This is a genomic window from Streptomyces sp. NPDC052064 (assembly GCF_055585925.1).
The window spans coordinates 430,272-446,702 of the sequence record NZ_JBVJJE010000003.1 but is presented as its reverse complement, the minus strand read 5'-3'; the positions used below and the strand labels follow the sequence as shown (position 1 = coordinate 446,702).

At 68.9% G+C, this 16,431-nt stretch carries 12 protein-coding genes, 1 tRNA gene and 1 pseudogene; 11 read left to right on the top strand and 3 right to left on the bottom strand.

Annotation, left to right across the window (positions count from 1 at the left end; translation table 11 throughout):
- The first annotated feature begins 105 nt into the window (after positions 1 to 105).
- The 8 genes from ACZ6TU_RS09885 to ACZ6TU_RS09850 all read left to right on the top strand — a co-directional run bounded on the left by ACZ6TU_RS09885 (position 106) and on the right by ACZ6TU_RS09850 (position 10,467).
- Positions 106 to 2,397, top strand: a complete 2,292-nt coding sequence (locus ACZ6TU_RS09885) for an FdhF/YdeP family oxidoreductase (RefSeq protein ID WP_467674039.1) — start codon at positions 106 to 108, stop codon at positions 2,395 to 2,397.
- A 57-nt stretch (positions 2,398 to 2,454) separates the two neighbouring features.
- Positions 2,455 to 2,943, top strand: coding sequence for a PaaI family thioesterase (locus tag ACZ6TU_RS09880; RefSeq protein WP_467674041.1), 489 nt, complete (start codon positions 2,455 to 2,457; stop codon positions 2,941 to 2,943).
- A gap of 196 nt (positions 2,944 to 3,139) precedes the next feature.
- Positions 3,140 to 4,012, top strand: a complete 873-nt coding sequence (locus tag ACZ6TU_RS09875; RefSeq protein ID WP_467674043.1) for a trypsin-like serine protease — start codon at positions 3,140 to 3,142, stop codon at positions 4,010 to 4,012.
- 767 nt (positions 4,013 to 4,779) lie between these two features.
- The gene (locus ACZ6TU_RS09870; RefSeq protein ID WP_467674420.1) at positions 4,780 to 6,012 is read left to right on the top strand and encodes a branched-chain amino acid ABC transporter substrate-binding protein; all 1,233 of its coding nucleotides are present in this window, start codon (positions 4,780 to 4,782) and stop codon (positions 6,010 to 6,012) included.
- Positions 6,013 to 6,150: 138 nt separating this feature from the next.
- Complete coding sequence (locus tag ACZ6TU_RS09865; RefSeq protein ID WP_351404554.1) at positions 6,151 to 7,080, top strand: branched-chain amino acid ABC transporter permease; 930 nt, start codon at positions 6,151 to 6,153, stop codon at positions 7,078 to 7,080.
- Positions 7,081 to 7,085: 5 nt separating this feature from the next.
- A complete protein-coding gene (locus ACZ6TU_RS09860) occupies positions 7,086 to 8,873 on the top strand; it encodes a branched-chain amino acid ABC transporter permease (RefSeq protein WP_467674045.1) in 1,788 nt (595 codons plus the stop codon).
- 5 nt (positions 8,874 to 8,878) lie between these two features.
- Positions 8,879 to 9,754, top strand: coding sequence for an ABC transporter ATP-binding protein (locus tag ACZ6TU_RS09855; protein WP_467674047.1), 876 nt, complete (start codon positions 8,879 to 8,881; stop codon positions 9,752 to 9,754).
- On the top strand, positions 9,751 to 10,467 hold the full coding sequence (locus ACZ6TU_RS09850; protein ID WP_392030901.1) for an ABC transporter ATP-binding protein: 717 nt from the start codon (positions 9,751 to 9,753) through the stop codon (positions 10,465 to 10,467). Before ACZ6TU_RS09855 ends, ACZ6TU_RS09850 begins: the two co-directional genes overlap by 4 nt.
- Before the next feature lie 65 nt (positions 10,468 to 10,532).
- Here ACZ6TU_RS09850 and ACZ6TU_RS09845 read toward each other — a convergent pair whose 3' ends face one another.
- Positions 10,533 to 11,189, bottom strand: a complete 657-nt coding sequence (locus ACZ6TU_RS09845) for an ANTAR domain-containing response regulator (RefSeq protein ID WP_467674049.1) — start codon at positions 11,187 to 11,189, stop codon at positions 10,533 to 10,535.
- A gap of 102 nt (positions 11,190 to 11,291) precedes the next feature.
- On the opposite strand from ACZ6TU_RS09845, the gene ACZ6TU_RS09840 reads away from it, so the two are divergent.
- Positions 11,292 to 11,375 (top strand) — tRNA-Leu (locus tag ACZ6TU_RS09840).
- A gap of 86 nt (positions 11,376 to 11,461) precedes the next feature.
- Positions 11,462 to 12,248: pseudogene (locus ACZ6TU_RS09835) on the top strand (helix-turn-helix domain-containing protein).
- A 7-nt stretch (positions 12,249 to 12,255) separates the two neighbouring features.
- Here the strand turns inward: ACZ6TU_RS09835 and pyk are convergent.
- Entirely contained in the window at positions 12,256 to 13,692 is a 1,437-nt protein-coding gene (gene pyk, locus ACZ6TU_RS09830) for a pyruvate kinase (protein WP_467674051.1), read from the bottom strand.
- 314 nt (positions 13,693 to 14,006) lie between these two features.
- On the opposite strand from pyk, the gene ACZ6TU_RS09825 reads away from it, so the two are divergent.
- Complete coding sequence (locus ACZ6TU_RS09825) at positions 14,007 to 15,491, top strand: alpha/beta hydrolase (RefSeq protein WP_467674053.1); 1,485 nt, start codon at positions 14,007 to 14,009, stop codon at positions 15,489 to 15,491.
- A gap of 68 nt (positions 15,492 to 15,559) precedes the next feature.
- On the opposite strand, the gene ACZ6TU_RS09820 is transcribed toward ACZ6TU_RS09825, so the two are convergent.
- On the bottom strand, positions 15,560 to 16,276 hold the full coding sequence (locus tag ACZ6TU_RS09820) for an SIMPL domain-containing protein (RefSeq protein ID WP_467674055.1): 717 nt from the start codon (positions 16,274 to 16,276) through the stop codon (positions 15,560 to 15,562).
- Positions 16,277 to 16,431: the final 155 nt, after the last annotated feature.

Genomic DNA, 16,431 nt, shown 5'->3' with positions numbered 1-16,431 from the left:
GCCCCGACCGCACGGGCACCGACCCCAGCCCGCCCCCACCCGATGTCACCGCCGCGTGCGAGGATCGGAGACGTACCTCACAGCGCAGCCGAAGGGGAGCGTGCGATGGCGTCGAAGCCGCCCAAGAGTGATCCGGTTCAAGACGCGCCGCAGGTCGCCGGGCCTAAGCACGCGGCAGCGGGGCTCCCCGCGATCGGGCACACGCTGCGCGTCGCCCAGCGGCAGATGGGTGTGAAGCGCACCGCGCTGACGCTGCTGAGCGTGAACCAGAAGGACGGCTTCGACTGCCCGGGCTGTGCCTGGCCGGAGCCGGAGCACCGGCACAAGGCGGAGTTCTGCGAGAACGGTGCGAAGGCCGTCGCCGAAGAGGCCACGCTGCGCCGGGTCACGCCCGAGTTCTTCGCCGCGCACCCGGTCGCCGACCTGGCCGGCCGCAGCGGCTACTGGCTGGGACAGCAGGGGCGCCTCACCCACCCCGTGTACCTGCCGGAGGGCGGCGAGCACTACGAGCCGGTCACCTGGGAGCGCGCATTCGACATCATCGCCGAGGAGATCGCCGCCCTCGGCTCCCCGGACGAGGCCGTCTTCTACACCTCCGGCCGCACCAGCAACGAGGCCGCGTTCCTCTACCAGCTGTTCGCCCGCGAACTCGGTACGAACAACCTGCCCGACTGCTCGAACATGTGCCACGAGTCGTCCGGTTCGGCCCTGTCGGAGACCATCGGCATCGGCAAGGGCAGCGTCCTGCTGGAGGATCTGTACAAGGCCGACCTGATCATCGTCGCCGGCCAGAACCCGGGGACGAACCACCCGCGCATGCTGTCCGCCCTGGAGAAGGCCAAGGACAACGGGGCGAAGATCATCAGCGTCAACCCGCTGCCCGAGGCAGGCCTGGAGCGCTTCAAGAACCCGCAGACCCCGCAGGGCATGCTCAAGGGCGCCGCGCTGACCGACCTGTTCCTCCAGATCCGCATCGGCGGCGACCAGGCCCTGTTCCGGCTCCTCAACAAGCTGATCCTCGAGCGGGAGGGCGCGGTCGACGAGGCGTTCGTCCGGGAGCACACGCACGGCTTCGAGGAGTTCGCGGAGGCCGCCCGCGCCGCCGACTGGGACGAGACGCTCAGGGCGACCGGCCTGACCCAGGAGGACATCGAGAAGGCCCTCGGTATGGTCCTGGCCTCCGAGCGGACCATCGTGTGCTGGGCGATGGGCCTCACCCAGCACAAGCACTCCGTCCCCACGATCAGGGAAGTGGTCAACTTCCTTCTCCTGCGCGGGAACATCGGCCGCCCGGGCGCGGGCGTGTGCCCGGTCCGCGGCCACTCGAACGTGCAGGGCGACCGCACGATGGGCATCTTCGAGCGCCCCGCCCCGGCGTTCCTGGACGCCCTGGAGAAGGAGTTCGGATTCGCCCCGCCGCGCGAGCACGGCTACGACGTCGTACGGGCCATCCGCGCGCTGCGCGACGGCGAGGCGAAGGTCTTCTTCGCCATGGGCGGCAACTTCGTCTCCGCATCCCCGGACACGGAGGTCACCGAGGCGGCCATGCGGCGGGCCCGGCTGACCGTGCACGTGTCGACGAAGCTGAACCGCTCGCACGCGGTCACGGGCGCGCGTGCCCTGATTCTCCCGACGCTCGGCCGTACCGAGCGCGATCTCCAGGGCAGCGGCGAGCAGTTCGTGACGGTCGAGGACTCGATGGGCATGGTGCACGCCTCCCGGGGCCGGCTGGAGCCCGCGAGCCGGCACCTGCTGTCCGAGCCGGCCATCGTCTGCCGCCTGGCCCGCCGCGTGCTGGGCGAGAACAGCGCCACGCCCTGGGAGGAGTTCGAGAAGGACTACGCGACCATCCGGGACCGTATCGCGCGCGTGATCCCCGGCTTCGAGGACTTCAACGCGCGCGTGACGGATTCTGCTGGTCGCCCTGGCGGCTTCACGCTCCCGCACGCCCCGCGGGACGAACGCCGCTTCCCCACGGCCACCGGCAAGGCCAACTTCACCGCCGCGCCCGTGGAGTACCCGGAGCTGCCCGAGGGCCGCCTGCTCCTCCAGACACTGCGCTCGCACGACCAGTACAACACCACGGTCTACGGCCTCGACGACCGCTACCGGGGCATCAGGAACGGCCGCCGAGTGGTGCTGGTCAACCCCGAGGACGCGCGTGCCCTGAAGCTGGCGGACGGTTCGTACGTCGACCTGGTCGGCGAGTGGAAGGACGGTGTGGAGCGCAGGGCGCCGGGTTTCCGGGTCGTGCACTACCCGACGGCCCGGGGATGTGCCGCCGCGTACTACCCGGAGACCAACGTGCTGGTGCCGCTGGACGCCACCGCGGACACCAGCAACACCCCGGCCAGCAAGTCCGTCGTGGTGCGTCTGGAACAATCGGCGACCGACTGAGCGTTTGCTCAGCCACAGAGGTAACCGCATGATCTGGACGAACGGAGACCGGGCCCCATGGGTGAACAGCAGCATGTGAAGTTCCCGCAAGAGGTCATCGACGAGTACGCCGCTCTCGGTGTGGACCTCTTGGCCCTGTTCTCCGCGGGCCACCTCGGGACCCGGATGGGCGTCCAGATCGTCGAGGCGTCGGCGGACCGGGTCGTCGGGACGATGCCGGTCGAGGGCAACACCCAGCCCTACGGACTGCTGCACGGCGGGGCCTCCGCGGTGCTGGCCGAGACACTCGGCTCGGTCGGCTCGATGCTGCACGGCGGCAGCTCCAAGATCGCCGTGGGCGTCGACCTGAACTGCACCCACCACCGCGGAGTGCGCTCCGGCCTCGTCACCGGTGTGGCCACGCCCGTGCACCGGGGGCGCTCGACCGCCACGTACGAAATCGTCATCACGGACGAAAACGGAAAAAGGGTATGCACGGCCCGGCTGACCTGCCTGCTGCGCGATGTGAACCCGGGCGACGAGGAACTCATCCGCGCCGCGAGCTGACGGACGTCGAGTCGACCGGTGCCGAGCCGACCGGCGTCGGGCCGACCGGCGCCGAGCCCGCCGACGTAGGGCCGGCCGACGTAGGGAAAACCCTGGAGGGGCGGGCGCGCTCTTGTCGCGGCCGCCCCCGGGCGCTTCACTGACGACGCCCCACCCCCACAGGAGAAGACCCGTCCCACCCCTAGAAGGGTTTCTCTTGACCTCCGTACGCGCCCTCGCCGTCACAGCCGCGGCCGGTGCCGCCGTGCTCGCCACCGCGCTGCCGTCGTCCGCCATCAACTCCTACAACGCCACCCCCGCACCCGAACGCACCGAGGTCGGCGCGCTCGTGGCCACCTGGGACGACGACGACAACCCCGCGACCCCCGACCGGGTCGACTGGGTCTGCTCCGGCACCATGATCGACGCGGACACCTTCCTCACCGCCGCGCACTGCACCACCGACTGGCCCGACAACGTGCGGTTCTACGTCTCCCTGAACCAGGACGTGCAGTCCGGTCTCGACGCGGCGGCGAAGAAGTATCCGGGCGACCCGGCCGCGCAGGCCGCCGCCGTCGCCGTCCAGGGCACCGCCCACTCGCACCCCGGCTACCCGGGGCCCGCCTCGGACACCCACGACATCGCGGTGGTCGAACTGCCCGCCGCCCAGCTCAAGGCCCGCTGGAGCTTCACGCCGGCCACCCTGCCCACCGCGAACCAGCTCGGCAGACTCGGCCCGCAGGGCCTGAACAGCACCGACTGGCTCGTCGCCGGCTACGGCACCCAGGAAGCCGTCAACGGCCCCGGCGGCCAGACCCACCCCGGCGGCGGCGTCCGCATGAAGGCGCCCGTCACCTTCAACGCTCTCAACGACTCCTGGGCCCGTCTGGCGATGACCGCCCCGCAGGGCAACGGAGGTGCCTGCTACGGCGACTCGGGCGGCCCCAACTTCGCCGTCATCGGCGGGCGGAACATCCTCGCCGCCACCACCATCACCGGCGACACCCCCTGCTACGCGACCAACGTGACGTACCGCCTGGACACCCCCGGCGCCCGCGCCTTCCTGGCGCCGTTCGTCAAGCTCCCGTAACCCCGGGCGACACCGACCGCCCCGCCGCATCGCGCACCGCCCGGAGCGGCGGGGCACCGCCGGCCTTCCCCGTCCCCGCCTCCCCCCTTGCCGTTTCCCCATGAGGCCGGGGCCATGAGCGGCACGGGCCGTCGAACCCGTCAACTCGACGCATCAGGTGCCGAGTTACGATGTCACCGGCACCGACGCGCCACGCCTGACCGACCGCCTCCCCGACCGCCCGAGCCGACGCCCGCGCCCTGGCACGCGAACGCCACCGCCTGGCTCGGCCTCGCCGAACCCCTCGGTTCCCCCCGCGAAAACCCGAGGTGTCACCGGCGAAACAGCCGTTACCGATTGTTCGGAACTCCCCTGCCCGCGGACGACCCTTATCTCTCCGTAACGCTCCGTAACGCGCGCGCAATACAGCACCACAGTTTCGTCTTCGGCCGCATCTCCTCCCGGGACCTTTTCGATCTGGTCCGAGCCGCCCGTACCCCGGCAACCACGACGAGCCAGGCCACGGCCAACCGGAAGTGCGGGTTCTCAGAATGCGGACTTCGGAGAAAGCCCACCAAACCCGCCGAGAGGGACCTCCGCCGAAGCCGGGCATCCATCGCGTCATAACAAGAAAGTCACAAGCCAGCCCACGCCGCTGACCCCGCCTCCACACGGGCTTAGAGTCACGGCCAGTCACCGCTCCATCGGGAGTTCGGTATCAGCGCGGCACTCACCCCCCGACCAGGGCGGGCCTGCCTGTGAAAGGACTGATCGTGCGACAGCGTTCCTTGGTGATTCTTACCTCCGTTCTGACGACCGGAGCTCTGACTCTCACCGCCTGCGGCTCCCGAGACGACAGCGGTGACAAGAGCGGAGACAGCGGCGACGGCACCACGCTGACCATCGGCGTCGACGCCCCCCTGTCGGGTGAGAACTCCACCACCGGCCTCGGCATCCAGTACGGCGCTCAGATCGCCGTCGACGACGCCAACAAGAACAACTGGGTCCCGGGCGTGAAATTCAAGCTCAAGGCCCTGGACGACAAGGCGCAGCCCGCCACCGGCCAGTCCAACGCCACCACCTTCACCGGCGACAAGACCGCCGTCGGCGCCGTCGGCCCGCTGAACTCCGGCGTCGCCCAGACGATGCAGCAGGTCTTCGCCTCGGCCAACATGGTCCAGATCTCCCCGGCGAACACCGCCCCTGAGCTGACCCAGGGCAAGAACTGGCAGACGGACAAGAAGCGTCCGTTCAAGACGTACTTCCGTACCGCCACCACCGACGAACTCCAGGGCAGCTTCGCCGCCGGCTACGCGTACAACGGCCTCAAGAAGAAGAAGGCCTTCGTCGTCGACGACAAGCAGACCTACGGCGCCGGCCTCGCGAAGATCTTCAACGAGCAGTTCAAGAAGCTCGGCGGCAAGGTCGTCGCCACCGACCACGTCAACACCGGCGACAAGGACTTCGGCTCCCTCGTCACGAAGATCAAGAACTCCGGTGCCGACCTGCTCTACTACGGCGGCCAGTACGACGAGTCCGCGCTGATCACCAAGCAGCTCAAGGACGCCGGCGTCAAGATCCCGCTGTTCGGCGGCGACGGCATGTACGCCTCCACCTACATCGAGGCCGCCGGCAAGGCCGCCGAGGGCGACCTCGTCACCGCCATCGGTGTCCCCGCCGACACGCTGCCCGCGGCCAAGCAGTTCATCCAGACGTACAAGGACAAGGGGTACAAGGGCGACTACGGCGCCTACGGCGCCTACGCCTACGACGCCACCACCGCCATCATCAAGGCCGTCAAGGCCGCGGCCGACGCCAACGGCGGCAAGGTGCCCACCGACATCAACGACCTGCGCTCCAAGGTCGTCGACGGAGTCCAGAAGTCCGACTTCGAAGGCCTCACCGGCAAGGTCTCCTTCGACCAGTACGGCGACACCACCAACAAGCAGCTGACGGTGTACCAGGTCGAGAAGGGCGCCTGGAAGGCCGTGGAGACAGGCACTCCCGACGACCTCCAGTAGTTCCGGCCCCCACTAGCCGCACCACGGGCCGCGCGGGAGGAGGACCCCGACCGCGCGGCCCGTTTTCACACCCCCACACAGCACGCGACCACGCACGCATCCAGTGCACACGACCACCAGCGACATGGAGGCCACGCGGTGAACACCCTGCCGCAGCAGCTGGCCAACGGGCTGCTTCTCGGCTCGATGTACGGGCTGATAGCCATCGGCTACACGATGGTGTACGGCATCGTCCAGCTCATCAACTTCGCGCACGGCGAGATCTTCATGACCGGAGCGTTCGGCGCCCTCACGGTCTACTTCTACATACTCCCTGACGGCACCTCGATGGCCCTCGCCGTACCCCTGATGCTTCTCGGCGGCGCCCTCGTGGCCATCCTCATCGCCGTCGGAGCGGAACGGTTCGCCTACCGGCCACTGCGCGGAGCACCACGACTGGCACCGCTCATCACGGCCATCGGCCTCTCCCTGGCGCTCCAGGAGGTCGTCCGCAACTTCTACCCCGGAGCCGACCGCGCCCGCGCCTTCCCCGGCCTCGACGCCACCCACGACATCGGCTCCGTCACCATCAAGGACGCCGACATCTTCCTCATCCTCGCCGCCGTCCTCTGCATGGCCGCCCTCGCCTTCTTCGTGCGCCGCAGCCGCACCGGCCGCGCCATGCAGGCCACAGCGCAGGACCCCGACACCGCGCAGCTGATGGGCATCGACACCAACCGCATCATCGTCATCGCCTTCGCCATCGGCGGCTTCTTCGCCGCCGTCGCGGCCGTCGCCTACGGACTCAAGTACGGCAACGTCGACTACCGCATGGGCTTCCTCATGGGCCTCAAGGCGTTCACCGCGGCCGTCCTCGGCGGCATCGGCAACATCTACGGCGCCATGCTCGGCGGCGTCGTCCTCGGCATCGCCGAGACCCTCGCCTCCGCCTACATCGACGAGATCCCCGGCATGCACCTCTTCGGCGGCGGCTCCTGGAAGGACGTCTGGGCCTTCTGCCTGCTCATCATCGTCCTTCTCGTCAGGCCCCAGGGCCTGCTCGGCGAACGCGTCGCGGACAGGGCGTGATCTCGATGACCGACACCACCAAAACCACCCCCGCCGCCCGCGGACTCGTCCCGCTCCCCCGCGCCGCGGCCCGCGCGCTCCTCCTCGCCGGAGGCATCGCCACCGCCGCCACCGCCTTCCTCGCCTGGACCTGGACCGACGAGTTCCCCGGCGACCTCACCATCAACGGCTACCCCGGCGGCCTGCAATGGCTCACCTTCGCCGCCGGCCTCCTCACCTCCCTCTTCACCCTCGCCCTCTACGGCGTCCGCGGCCTCGGCTGGCTCCTGCCCGCCCGCAACAACGCCCCCCTCACCCTCGCGGCGCTCGGCAGCTTCGGCACCACCTGGTTCACCATCATCGCCATCAGCGTCGAACTCGGCGGCGTCGTCAACCTCGAACCCGGCGCCTGGACAGCGGCCATCGCCTCCCTGCTGCCCGTCCTCGGCGCCTTCGCCCTCCCCCAACAGGGCACCGTCCAGGACAGCACCAGGGAAAGCCTGAAGGCGTACATCGCCAAGCCCGACGCGATCCCCGCACCCCAGCCCCTCACCCCCTGGCTGGAACGCGCCGCCATCACCCTCGCCACCATCCTCGGCCTCGCCGTCTTCACCTACGGCATCGACACCGCGTACGGCGAACTCTTCATCGGCTACCTCATCGTCGTCGTCTTCTTCGTCTGGGCCATGCACACCGCCGGCCTCATGGACCGCTTCTCCCGCCTCGTCGCCCGCAACCGCAGCTTCACGCTCGCCATGGGCTTCCTCGCGGCGATAGCGTTCCCCTTCACCCAGACCGACGACCACTACGCCAACATCGGCGTCAACATCCTGATCTTCGGAACCGTCGCCCTCGGCCTCAACATCGTCGTCGGCCTCGCCGGCCTCCTCGACCTCGGATACGTCGCCTTCCTCGGCGTCGGCGCCTACACCGCCGCCCTCGTCTCCGGCTCCGAGTTCTCCACCTTCTCCGGCGTCCAATTCCCCTTCTGGGCCGCCGCCCTCACCGGCGCCGCCGCCTCCCTGATCTTCGGCGTCCTCATCGGCGCCCCGACCCTGCGGCTGCGCGGCGACTACCTCGCCATCGTCACCCTCGGCTTCGGAGAGATCTTCCGCATCGCCGTCAACAACATGGACGGCGACTCCGGACCCGACGTCACCAACGGGCCCAACGGCATCCCGTCCATCCCCGACCTGAACATGTTCGGGTTCAACTTCGGCCAGACCCACGACATCGGCGGATTCACCCTGGGCCGCTTCGCCAACTACTACCTGCTGATGGTCCTCATCATGGCCATCGTGGTCCTCGTCTACACCCGCGCCGCCGACTCCCGTATCGGCCGCTCCTGGATCGCCATCCGCGAGGACGAGACCGCCGCCACCGCCATGGGCATCAACGGCTTCCGCGTCAAGCTCGTCGCCTTCGCCCTCGGCGCCGCCCTTGCCGGCCTCGCCGGCACCGTCAGCGCCCACGTCACCTACAGCGTGGTCCCCACGCCGTACCAGTTCGCCGGCTCCACCCCGCCCAACTCCGCGTTCCTCCTGGCCGCGGTCGTCCTCGGCGGCATGGGCACGGTCGCCGGACCGCTCCTCGGCGCGGCCCTGCTCTACCTGCTCCCCGAGAAGCTCGTCTTCCTCCAGGACAAGTCGCTCCTCGCCTTCGGCATCGCACTCATCCTGCTGATGCGCTTCCGCCCCGAAGGCATCATCGCCAACCGCCGGCGCCAGCTCGAATTCCACGAGACCGGCCAACTCGACGTACCCAAACAGACCACGCTGACCGACGAACCGGCCGTCACCAAGGCGGGGGCGTAACCATCATGACGACACCTGTACTCGAAGCCCGCGGCGTCACAATGCGCTTCGGCGGCCTCACCGCCGTCCGCTCCGTCGACTTCACGGTCAACGCCGGCGAGATCGTCGGCCTCATCGGCCCCAACGGCGCCGGCAAGACCACCTTCTTCAACTGCCTCACCGGCCTGTACGTCCCCACCGAGGGCACCGTCTCCTACAAGGGCACCGTCCTCCCGCCCAAGCCCCACCTGGTCACCCAGGCCGGCATCGCCCGGACCTTCCAGAACATCCGCCTGTTCGCCAACATGACGGTCCTGGAAAACGTCCTCGTCGGCCGCCACACACGGACCAAGGAAGGCCTCTGGTCGGCCCTCCTGCGCGGCCCCGGCTTCAAGAAGGCCGAACGCGCCAGCGAGGAACGCGCCATGGAACTCCTCGAGTTCATCGGCCTCGCCCACAAGCGCGACCACCTCGCCCGCAACCTCCCCTACGGCGAGCAGCGCAAGCTGGAGATCGCACGCGCCATGGCCTCCGAGCCCGGCCTGCTCCTCCTCGACGAGCCCACCGCCGGCATGAACCCCCAGGAGACGCGGGCCACCGAGGAACTCGTCTTCGCCATCCGCGACAAGGGCATCGCCGTCCTCCTCATCGAGCACGACATGCGCTTCGTCTTCAACCTCAGCGACCGCGTCGCCGTCCTCGTCCAGGGCGAGAAGCTCGTCGAGGGCACCTCCGAAGTCGTCCAGGCCGACGAGCGCGTCATCGCCGCCTACCTCGGAGAGCCGTTCGAAGGCGACCCCGGAGAGGCCGAAGCCGCGGAGGTCGAAGCAGCCGAGGCAGCAGCCGAAGCCGCCGCCGACGCGCCCAGCACCGCCAGCAGCACCAAGGGAGAAGCCAAGTGACCGCACTCCTCGAGGTCGAGGACCTCCGGGTCTCCTACGGCAAGATCGAAGCCGTCAAAGGCATCTCCTTCAGCGTCGAGGCCGGCCAGGTCGTCACCCTCATCGGCACCAACGGCGCCGGCAAGACCACGACCCTGCGCACGCTGTCGGGTCTGCTGAAGCCCACCTCCGGGAAGATCGTCTTCGACGGCAAGCCGCTGAGCGGGGTCCCCGCCCACAAGATCGTCGCCCTCGGCCTCGCCCACTCCCCCGAAGGCCGGCACATCTTCCCCCGCCTCACCATCGCGGAGAACCTCCAGCTCGGCGCGTTCCTCCGCAAGGACAAGGAAGGCATCGAGAAGGACATCCAACGGGCCTACGACCTCTTCCCCATCCTCGGGGAACGCAGGAAGCAGGCCGCGGGAACCCTCTCCGGCGGCGAACAGCAGATGCTCGCCATGGGCCGCGCCCTGATGTCCCAGCCCAAGCTCCTCATGCTCGACGAGCCCTCCATGGGCCTCTCCCCGATCATGATGCAGAAGATCATGGCGACGATCTCGGAGCTGAAGTCCCAGGGCACGACCATCCTGCTCGTCGAACAGAACGCCCAGGCGGCGCTCTCGCTCGCCGACCAGGGCCACGTCATGGAGGTCGGCAACGTCGTCCTCTCCGGGACGGGGCAGGACCTGCTGCACGACGAGTCGGTCCGCAAGGCGTACCTCGGCGAGGACTGAGGTCCGGCCCGCACACGAAGAGGCCCGCCCCCATCGAAAGGGGCGGGCCTCTTGTTCCGCTCTTCTCAGCCCTTGCCGGCCTTCTTCTCCTCCGCGTCCTGGATGACGGCCTCCGCGACCTGCTGCATCGACATCCGCCGGTCCATCGACGTCTTCTGGATCCACCGGAACGCGGCGGGCTCGGTCAGCCCGTACTCCGTCTGGAGGACCGACTTGGCCCGGTCCACCAGCTTCCGCGTCTCCAGCCGCAGCGTGAGGTCCGCGACCTCCTTCTCCAGCTCCTTCAGCTCCGTGAACCGCGAGACGGCCATCTCGATCGCCGGCACGACGTCGGTCTTGCTGAACGGCTTCACCAGGTAGGCCATGGCACCGGCGTCCCGGGCCCGCTCCACGAGGTCGCGCTGCGAGAAGGCGGTCAGCATCAGCACCGGCGCGATGCTCTCCTCGGCGATCTTCTCGGCCGCGGAGATACCGTCCAGCTTCGGCATCTTCACGTCCAGGATCACCAGGTCCGGCCGGTGCTCACGGGCCAGCTCCACGGCCTGCTCCCCGTCCCCGGCCTCACCTACGACGGTGTAGCCCTCCTCCTCCAGCATCTCTTTGAGATCGAGCCGGATCAGGGCCTCGTCCTCGGCGATGACGACCCGGGTCGTCATCGGAGGCACGTGCGAGTTGTCCTCATCAGGCACGTCAACGGGCTGGGGCGACTCGGGGGCGCTCACGTGGGCTCCTTGGTACGGGGCAGGCCGGTACTGCTCCCAAGAGCGTACCTAGCAGCAAGGCCACACAGTGAACCGGTACACTGCTCATCGGTCCCCTGACTTGCCCGGTTGGAGGAACTGGTCAGACTCGCGGCACTCAAAATGCCGTGCCCATTGGGCATGTGGGTTCGAATCCCACACCGGGCACAACGAGGTCGAAAGCGGAGGATCACGTCGCGTGGTTCTCCGCTTTTTGCTGCCCATGGTCACGATCAGTGACGCACGGTAGTCGAATGACCTTTCATGGCACTGAAGTGCGACAGAGGGCCCTTGCACTGCTGCGCGGCGGCGCGAAGAACGCGGACGTGGCCCGCAGCCTGAACGTGCCGCTGGGCACGGTCGGCTACCGGAAGCACATGGACCGGGCCACACGCGGCGAGTGCCCAGGCCGCCACGACCCGAAGTGCCCCCGATGTGATGGACGGGAACTCGACGAGGCCGCCTACGCCTATCTGCTCGGCCTGTATCTCGGCGACGGTCATATCAGCCACTACTCCGAGCACCGCGTGCCCAACCTCATGATCACCTGCACGGAATCGTGGCCCGGCCTCATGGACGACTGCGAACGGGCCATGCGTGCGGTCTTCCCGGAGAACTCGGTCTGCCGTGTCCGCAAGACCGGCTGTCGCAACGTGAAGGTCTACTCGAAGCACCTGCACTGCCTCTTCCCGCAGCACGGCCCCGGCAGGAAGCACGATCGTCCCATTGCCCTTGAACCGTGGCAGCAGGCCATCGTCGAAGCCCACCCCTGGGAATTCATCCGGGGTCTCATCCACTCCGACGGTTGCCGGATCACCAACTGGACGACCCGCATGGTCGCCGGGGAGCGCAAGCGCTACGAATACCCGCGCTACTTCTTCCAACAAGTCGGACGACATCCGGAAGCTCTTCACGGATGCCCTCGACACGGTGGGCGTCGAGTGGACCACGTTGGCCCGCGGGAGCGATCCGTTCAACATCTCCGTCGCCCGCAAAGCCTCAGTAGCCCTCATGGACGCCCACGTAGGACCCAAGTACTGACGGCACCCTACTTCGGGCTGTCGTCCTCGCCGATGTGGTGGACGCGGACCATGTTCGTCGAGCCGGAGACGCCGGGGGGCGAGCCCGCCGTGATGACGACCGTGTCGCCCTTCTGGCAGCGGCCATAGCGCAGGAGGAGCTCGTCGACCTGGTCGACCATCGCGTCCGTGGAGTCCACGCAGGGACCGAGGAACGTCTCGACGCCCCAGGTCAGGCTGAGTTGGGAGCGGGTGGCCTGGTCGGGGGTGAAGGCGAGGAGGGGGATCGGGGAGCGGTAGCGGGAGAGGCGGCGGGCCGTGTCGCCGGACTGGGTGAAGGCGACCAGGAATCGCGCGCCCAGGAAGTCGCCCATTTCCGCCGCTGCCCGGGCTACGGCGCCGCCCTGGGTGCGGGGCTTGTTGCGTTCGGTGAGCGGCGGGAGGCCCTTGGCCAGGATGTCCTCCTCCGCCGCTTCGACGATGCGGGCCATCGTCCTGACTGTTTCGATCGCGTGTTTGCCGACGCTCGTTTCGCCGGAGAGCATGACGGCATCGGTGCCGTCGATGACCGCGTTGGCGACGTCGGAGGCCTCCGCACGCGTCGGGCGGGCGTTGTCGATCATCGAGTCGAGCATCTGTGTGGCGACGATGACGGGTTTGGCGTTGCGCTTCGCCAGTTTGATGGCGCGTTTCTGGACGATCGGGACCTGTTCCAGCGGCATTTCGACGCCGAGATCTCCGCGCGCGACCATGATGCCGTCGAACGCCGCGACGATTTCCTCGATGTTCTCCACCGCCTGGGGTTTTTCGACCTTGGCGATGACGGGGAGTCGGCGGCCTTCCTCGTCCATGATGCGGTGGACGTCATGGATGTCGCGGCCGGTGCGGACGAAGGAGAGGGCGATGACGTCGGCGCCGGTGCGCAGGGCCCAGCGGAGGTCCTCCTCGTCCTTCTTGGAGAGGGCGGGGACGGAGACGGCGACGCCGGGGAGGTTGAGGCCCTTGTGGTCGGAGATGACGCCGCCCTCGACGACCGTGGTGTGGACGCGGGGGCCGTCGACCTCGGTGACTTCCAGGCAGACCTTGCCGTCGTCGACGAGGATGCGTTCGCCGGTGGTGACGTCGTCCGCGAGGCCGGCGTAGGTGGTGCCGCAGATGTTGCGGTCGCCTTCGACGCCTTCTTCGACGGTGATGGTGAAGGTGTCGCCGCGTTCAAGGAGTACGGGGCCTTCGGTGAAGCGGCCGAGCCGGATCTTCGGTCCTTGAAGGTCGGCGAGGATACCCACGCTGCGGCCGGTCTCGTCGGCGGCCTTGCGTACCCGGTGGTAGCGCTCCTCGTGTTCGGCGTGTCCGCCGTGGCTGAGGTTGAAGCGGGCTACGTCCATTCCGGCGTCGACCAGGGCTTTGATCTGGTCGTACGAGTCGGTGGCGGGCCCCAGTGTGCAGACGATCTTTACTCGGCGCATGGTCTGAGCCTATGAGTTACCGACTGGTAGAGAATTGGTCGTGAGTGACTACTCAACAGACTTTGCATGAAACGTTATTGACAAGTGTTGAATTGTGCGACGGGGTGCTCCGATGAGCACCCCGAGGAATTCGGTCGGGTTTTCGGAATGGGCTTTTCTCCCTGCGCCCCGATCGACCCTGAGCGGTCCCCGACCCGACCCGGAAAAGCCCCTGACAGGGGCACCACATGGGCGACAGGGCACCTAACGTGACGACGTGCCCCGGCCGGGTCCGCACGCCCTGACACAACCGCTCTCTTTCACGAGGAGGATCCATGCCGTCAAGGGGCAGATCCGCACTGCGGCGCATCGCCGCCCGGGGCACGGCCATGGCCGTGGGAGCCGCCATGGCCGTCATCACCGGCCTCGCCGCCGCTCCCGCGGTCCACGCGTCGCCGTCCGCCACCGGGGCCCTGCGGTGGGCACCGTGTGACGACCCGGCGAAGCCGGGAGCCGAGTGCGCCACTCTTTCGGTGCCGGCCGACTGGGCCCACCCGGACGGGCCGAGACTCGACCTGGCCGTGGCCCGCCGCAAGGCCACCGACCCCGGCGCACGCGTCGGCTCGATGGTGTTCGGCCCCGGCGGGCCGGGCGACTCGGGTGTGGAGATGGTGGTGCGCCGTATCAGCCGGTTCAGCCCCGAGGTCCGCCGCAGGTTCGACATCGTCAGCTTCGACCCGCGCGGCGTGGGCGGCAGCAACCCGGTGACCTGCTCCGGCGACCTGCTTGCCGAGCGGCCGTCACCGGAGCTGAAGAGCCAGGCGGACTTCGACGCCACCATGGCGTACAACCGGCGGCTCCGTGCCGACTGCCGGGCCCGTACCGGCCCGGTGTTCGACCACCTTGACACCGCCCAGACGGTACGGGACCTGGACGCTCTCCGGGCCGCCCTCGGCGAGCGGAAACTGACCTTCCACGGCAGCTCGTACGGCACGGTGCTCGGCGCGCAGTACGCCGAGACCTACCCGCGCCGCGTGCGCGCGATGGTGCTGGAGAGCGTCATGGACCACAGCGTCCCGACCACCCGTGACTTCCTGCGGTCCGAGGCGGCCACGGCAGAGGATTCATTCCAGGAGTTCGTGAAGTGGTGCGACGGTGCCGCGGACTGCGCGCTGCACGGCCGCGACGTCCGCGCCGTCTGGCGGGGCCTGTTGACTCAGGCCGGGCGCGGCGAGCTGGAGGACCCGGCGAAGCCGGGCACCTCGCTGTCGTCTGCGGACCTGGTCAACAAGATCGCGTTCCGGAAGTTCTACGAGGCCGACTACGCGGGCCTTGCCACGGCGATCGCGGGGATGGACGCGAGGGAGCCGCTGCCCGCGTCGCCCACCTCGATAGCGCCGCTGCCTCCGGCCACCCCGGTCTTCTGCTCGGACTGGCACCTGCCAGTGCGCGATTACCAGGAGTATGCCTCGCTCGTCGCCATGATGGACATGACCGCGCCTGACCTGCCTTACCTGCTGCCGATCCACATGGCAGCGGCGTGTCTGGGCGCGCCGACCGCCAACCCGCAGCACCGCCTGGACGCACACGGTGCCCCGCCGATCCTGGTGTCCAACGCGCTGCACGACCCCGCCACCGGCTACCCGTGGGCGGTCTCGGTGGCCCGGCAACTCGGCCGCAGCGGCGTGCTCCTCACCTATGAGGGCCGGGGGCACGGCAGCGTCACCAGCGGCCCGTGCATGGAGGACGCCGTGGACAGCTACCTCACCGACCTGGCAGTCCCACCACGGGGCACCCGCTGCCCCGCCGTGCCTTCCTGAGAGCTTGCCGATCCGGATCCGCCTGGCAGGCGGATCAAGGCGGTTGCCCCGGAGACGAAGGACAGCCCCTAGAGCTGCGGCGGCACCATCGTGAAGCGGGCGTTGATCTGGGCGTGGACACGCTGGCGCTGGGGTTCGAGGTCGAGGGGGGCCGCCGGGGCGTTCTCGGCGCCGCCGAAGGTGGCGGAGCGCGCGCGGCCGGGAGCCTGGGGGTAGGGCGGCGGGGCGTTCTCGGCGCCGATGTCGGCGAGTTCGACCAGGGCGGAGAGGGTGGTGCCGAGCGCCTCGGCGTACTCGCGGGCGCGCTGGACGGCTTCCCGTACGGCCTTCTTGCGGGCTTCGCGGTGGGCGGGCGAGTCGGGGCGCAGGGCCCACCAGGGGCCGTCCACGCGGGTGAGTTCCAGGTCGGCGAGGCGGGTGGTGAGTTCGCCGAGGGCGGTGAAGTCGGTGAGTTCGGCGGTGACGTGAACGCTGCCGTGGTAGGTGCGGACGCGTTCGCCGCGGCCGTGCTTGGTGAGTTCGGGGGTGATGGAGAAGGCGCCGGTCTCCAGGCGTTCGACGGCGTCGCCGTAGGACTTGACGAGGTCGAGGACGCCGGCGTTGCGGCGGGTGAGGTCGTCGAGGGCGGAGCGGCGGTCGCGACCGCGGGCGGCGACGGTGATGCCTATGCGGGCGATCTCGGGGTCGACTTCGAGGCGGGCCTCGCCGCGGACGGCGATGCGGGGGGCGTCGGGTGTGCCGTAGGGGACGGCGGGCTGGGAGGCGTCTGACGTGGGCGCGGTCATACGCCCCACTCTGTCATGTCTTGGCTGGCCAAAGGCGTGGAGCCGGTGGGTCGAGTCATCAGATCGCAACCTGGCGGGTCTGTTGCTGCCGGTCATGACCGGGTCAGAATCTACGCGCGTTATCTACGCGCGTCGTTCACAGATTCCGCGAGGAG

What these genes read in the sequence shown, in the direction of transcription:
- ACZ6TU_RS09820 (WP_467674055.1), bottom strand. Translation starts at nt 16,276, where the DNA reads ATGACCGCGCCCACGTCAGACGCCTCCCAGCCCGCCGTCCCCTACGGC.
- ACZ6TU_RS09885 (WP_467674039.1), top strand. Translation starts at nt 106, where the DNA reads ATGGCGTCGAAGCCGCCCAAGAGTGATCCGGTTCAAGACGCGCCGCAG.
- pyk (WP_467674051.1), bottom strand. Translation starts at nt 13,692, where the DNA reads ATGCGCCGAGTAAAGATCGTCTGCACACTGGGGCCCGCCACCGACTCG.
- ACZ6TU_RS09855 (WP_467674047.1), top strand. Translation starts at nt 8,879, where the DNA reads ATGACGACACCTGTACTCGAAGCCCGCGGCGTCACAATGCGCTTCGGC.
- ACZ6TU_RS09880 (WP_467674041.1), top strand. Translation starts at nt 2,455, where the DNA reads ATGGGTGAACAGCAGCATGTGAAGTTCCCGCAAGAGGTCATCGACGAG.
- ACZ6TU_RS09860 (WP_467674045.1), top strand. Translation starts at nt 7,086, where the DNA reads ATGACCGACACCACCAAAACCACCCCCGCCGCCCGCGGACTCGTCCCG.
- ACZ6TU_RS09825 (WP_467674053.1), top strand. Translation starts at nt 14,007, where the DNA reads ATGCCGTCAAGGGGCAGATCCGCACTGCGGCGCATCGCCGCCCGGGGC.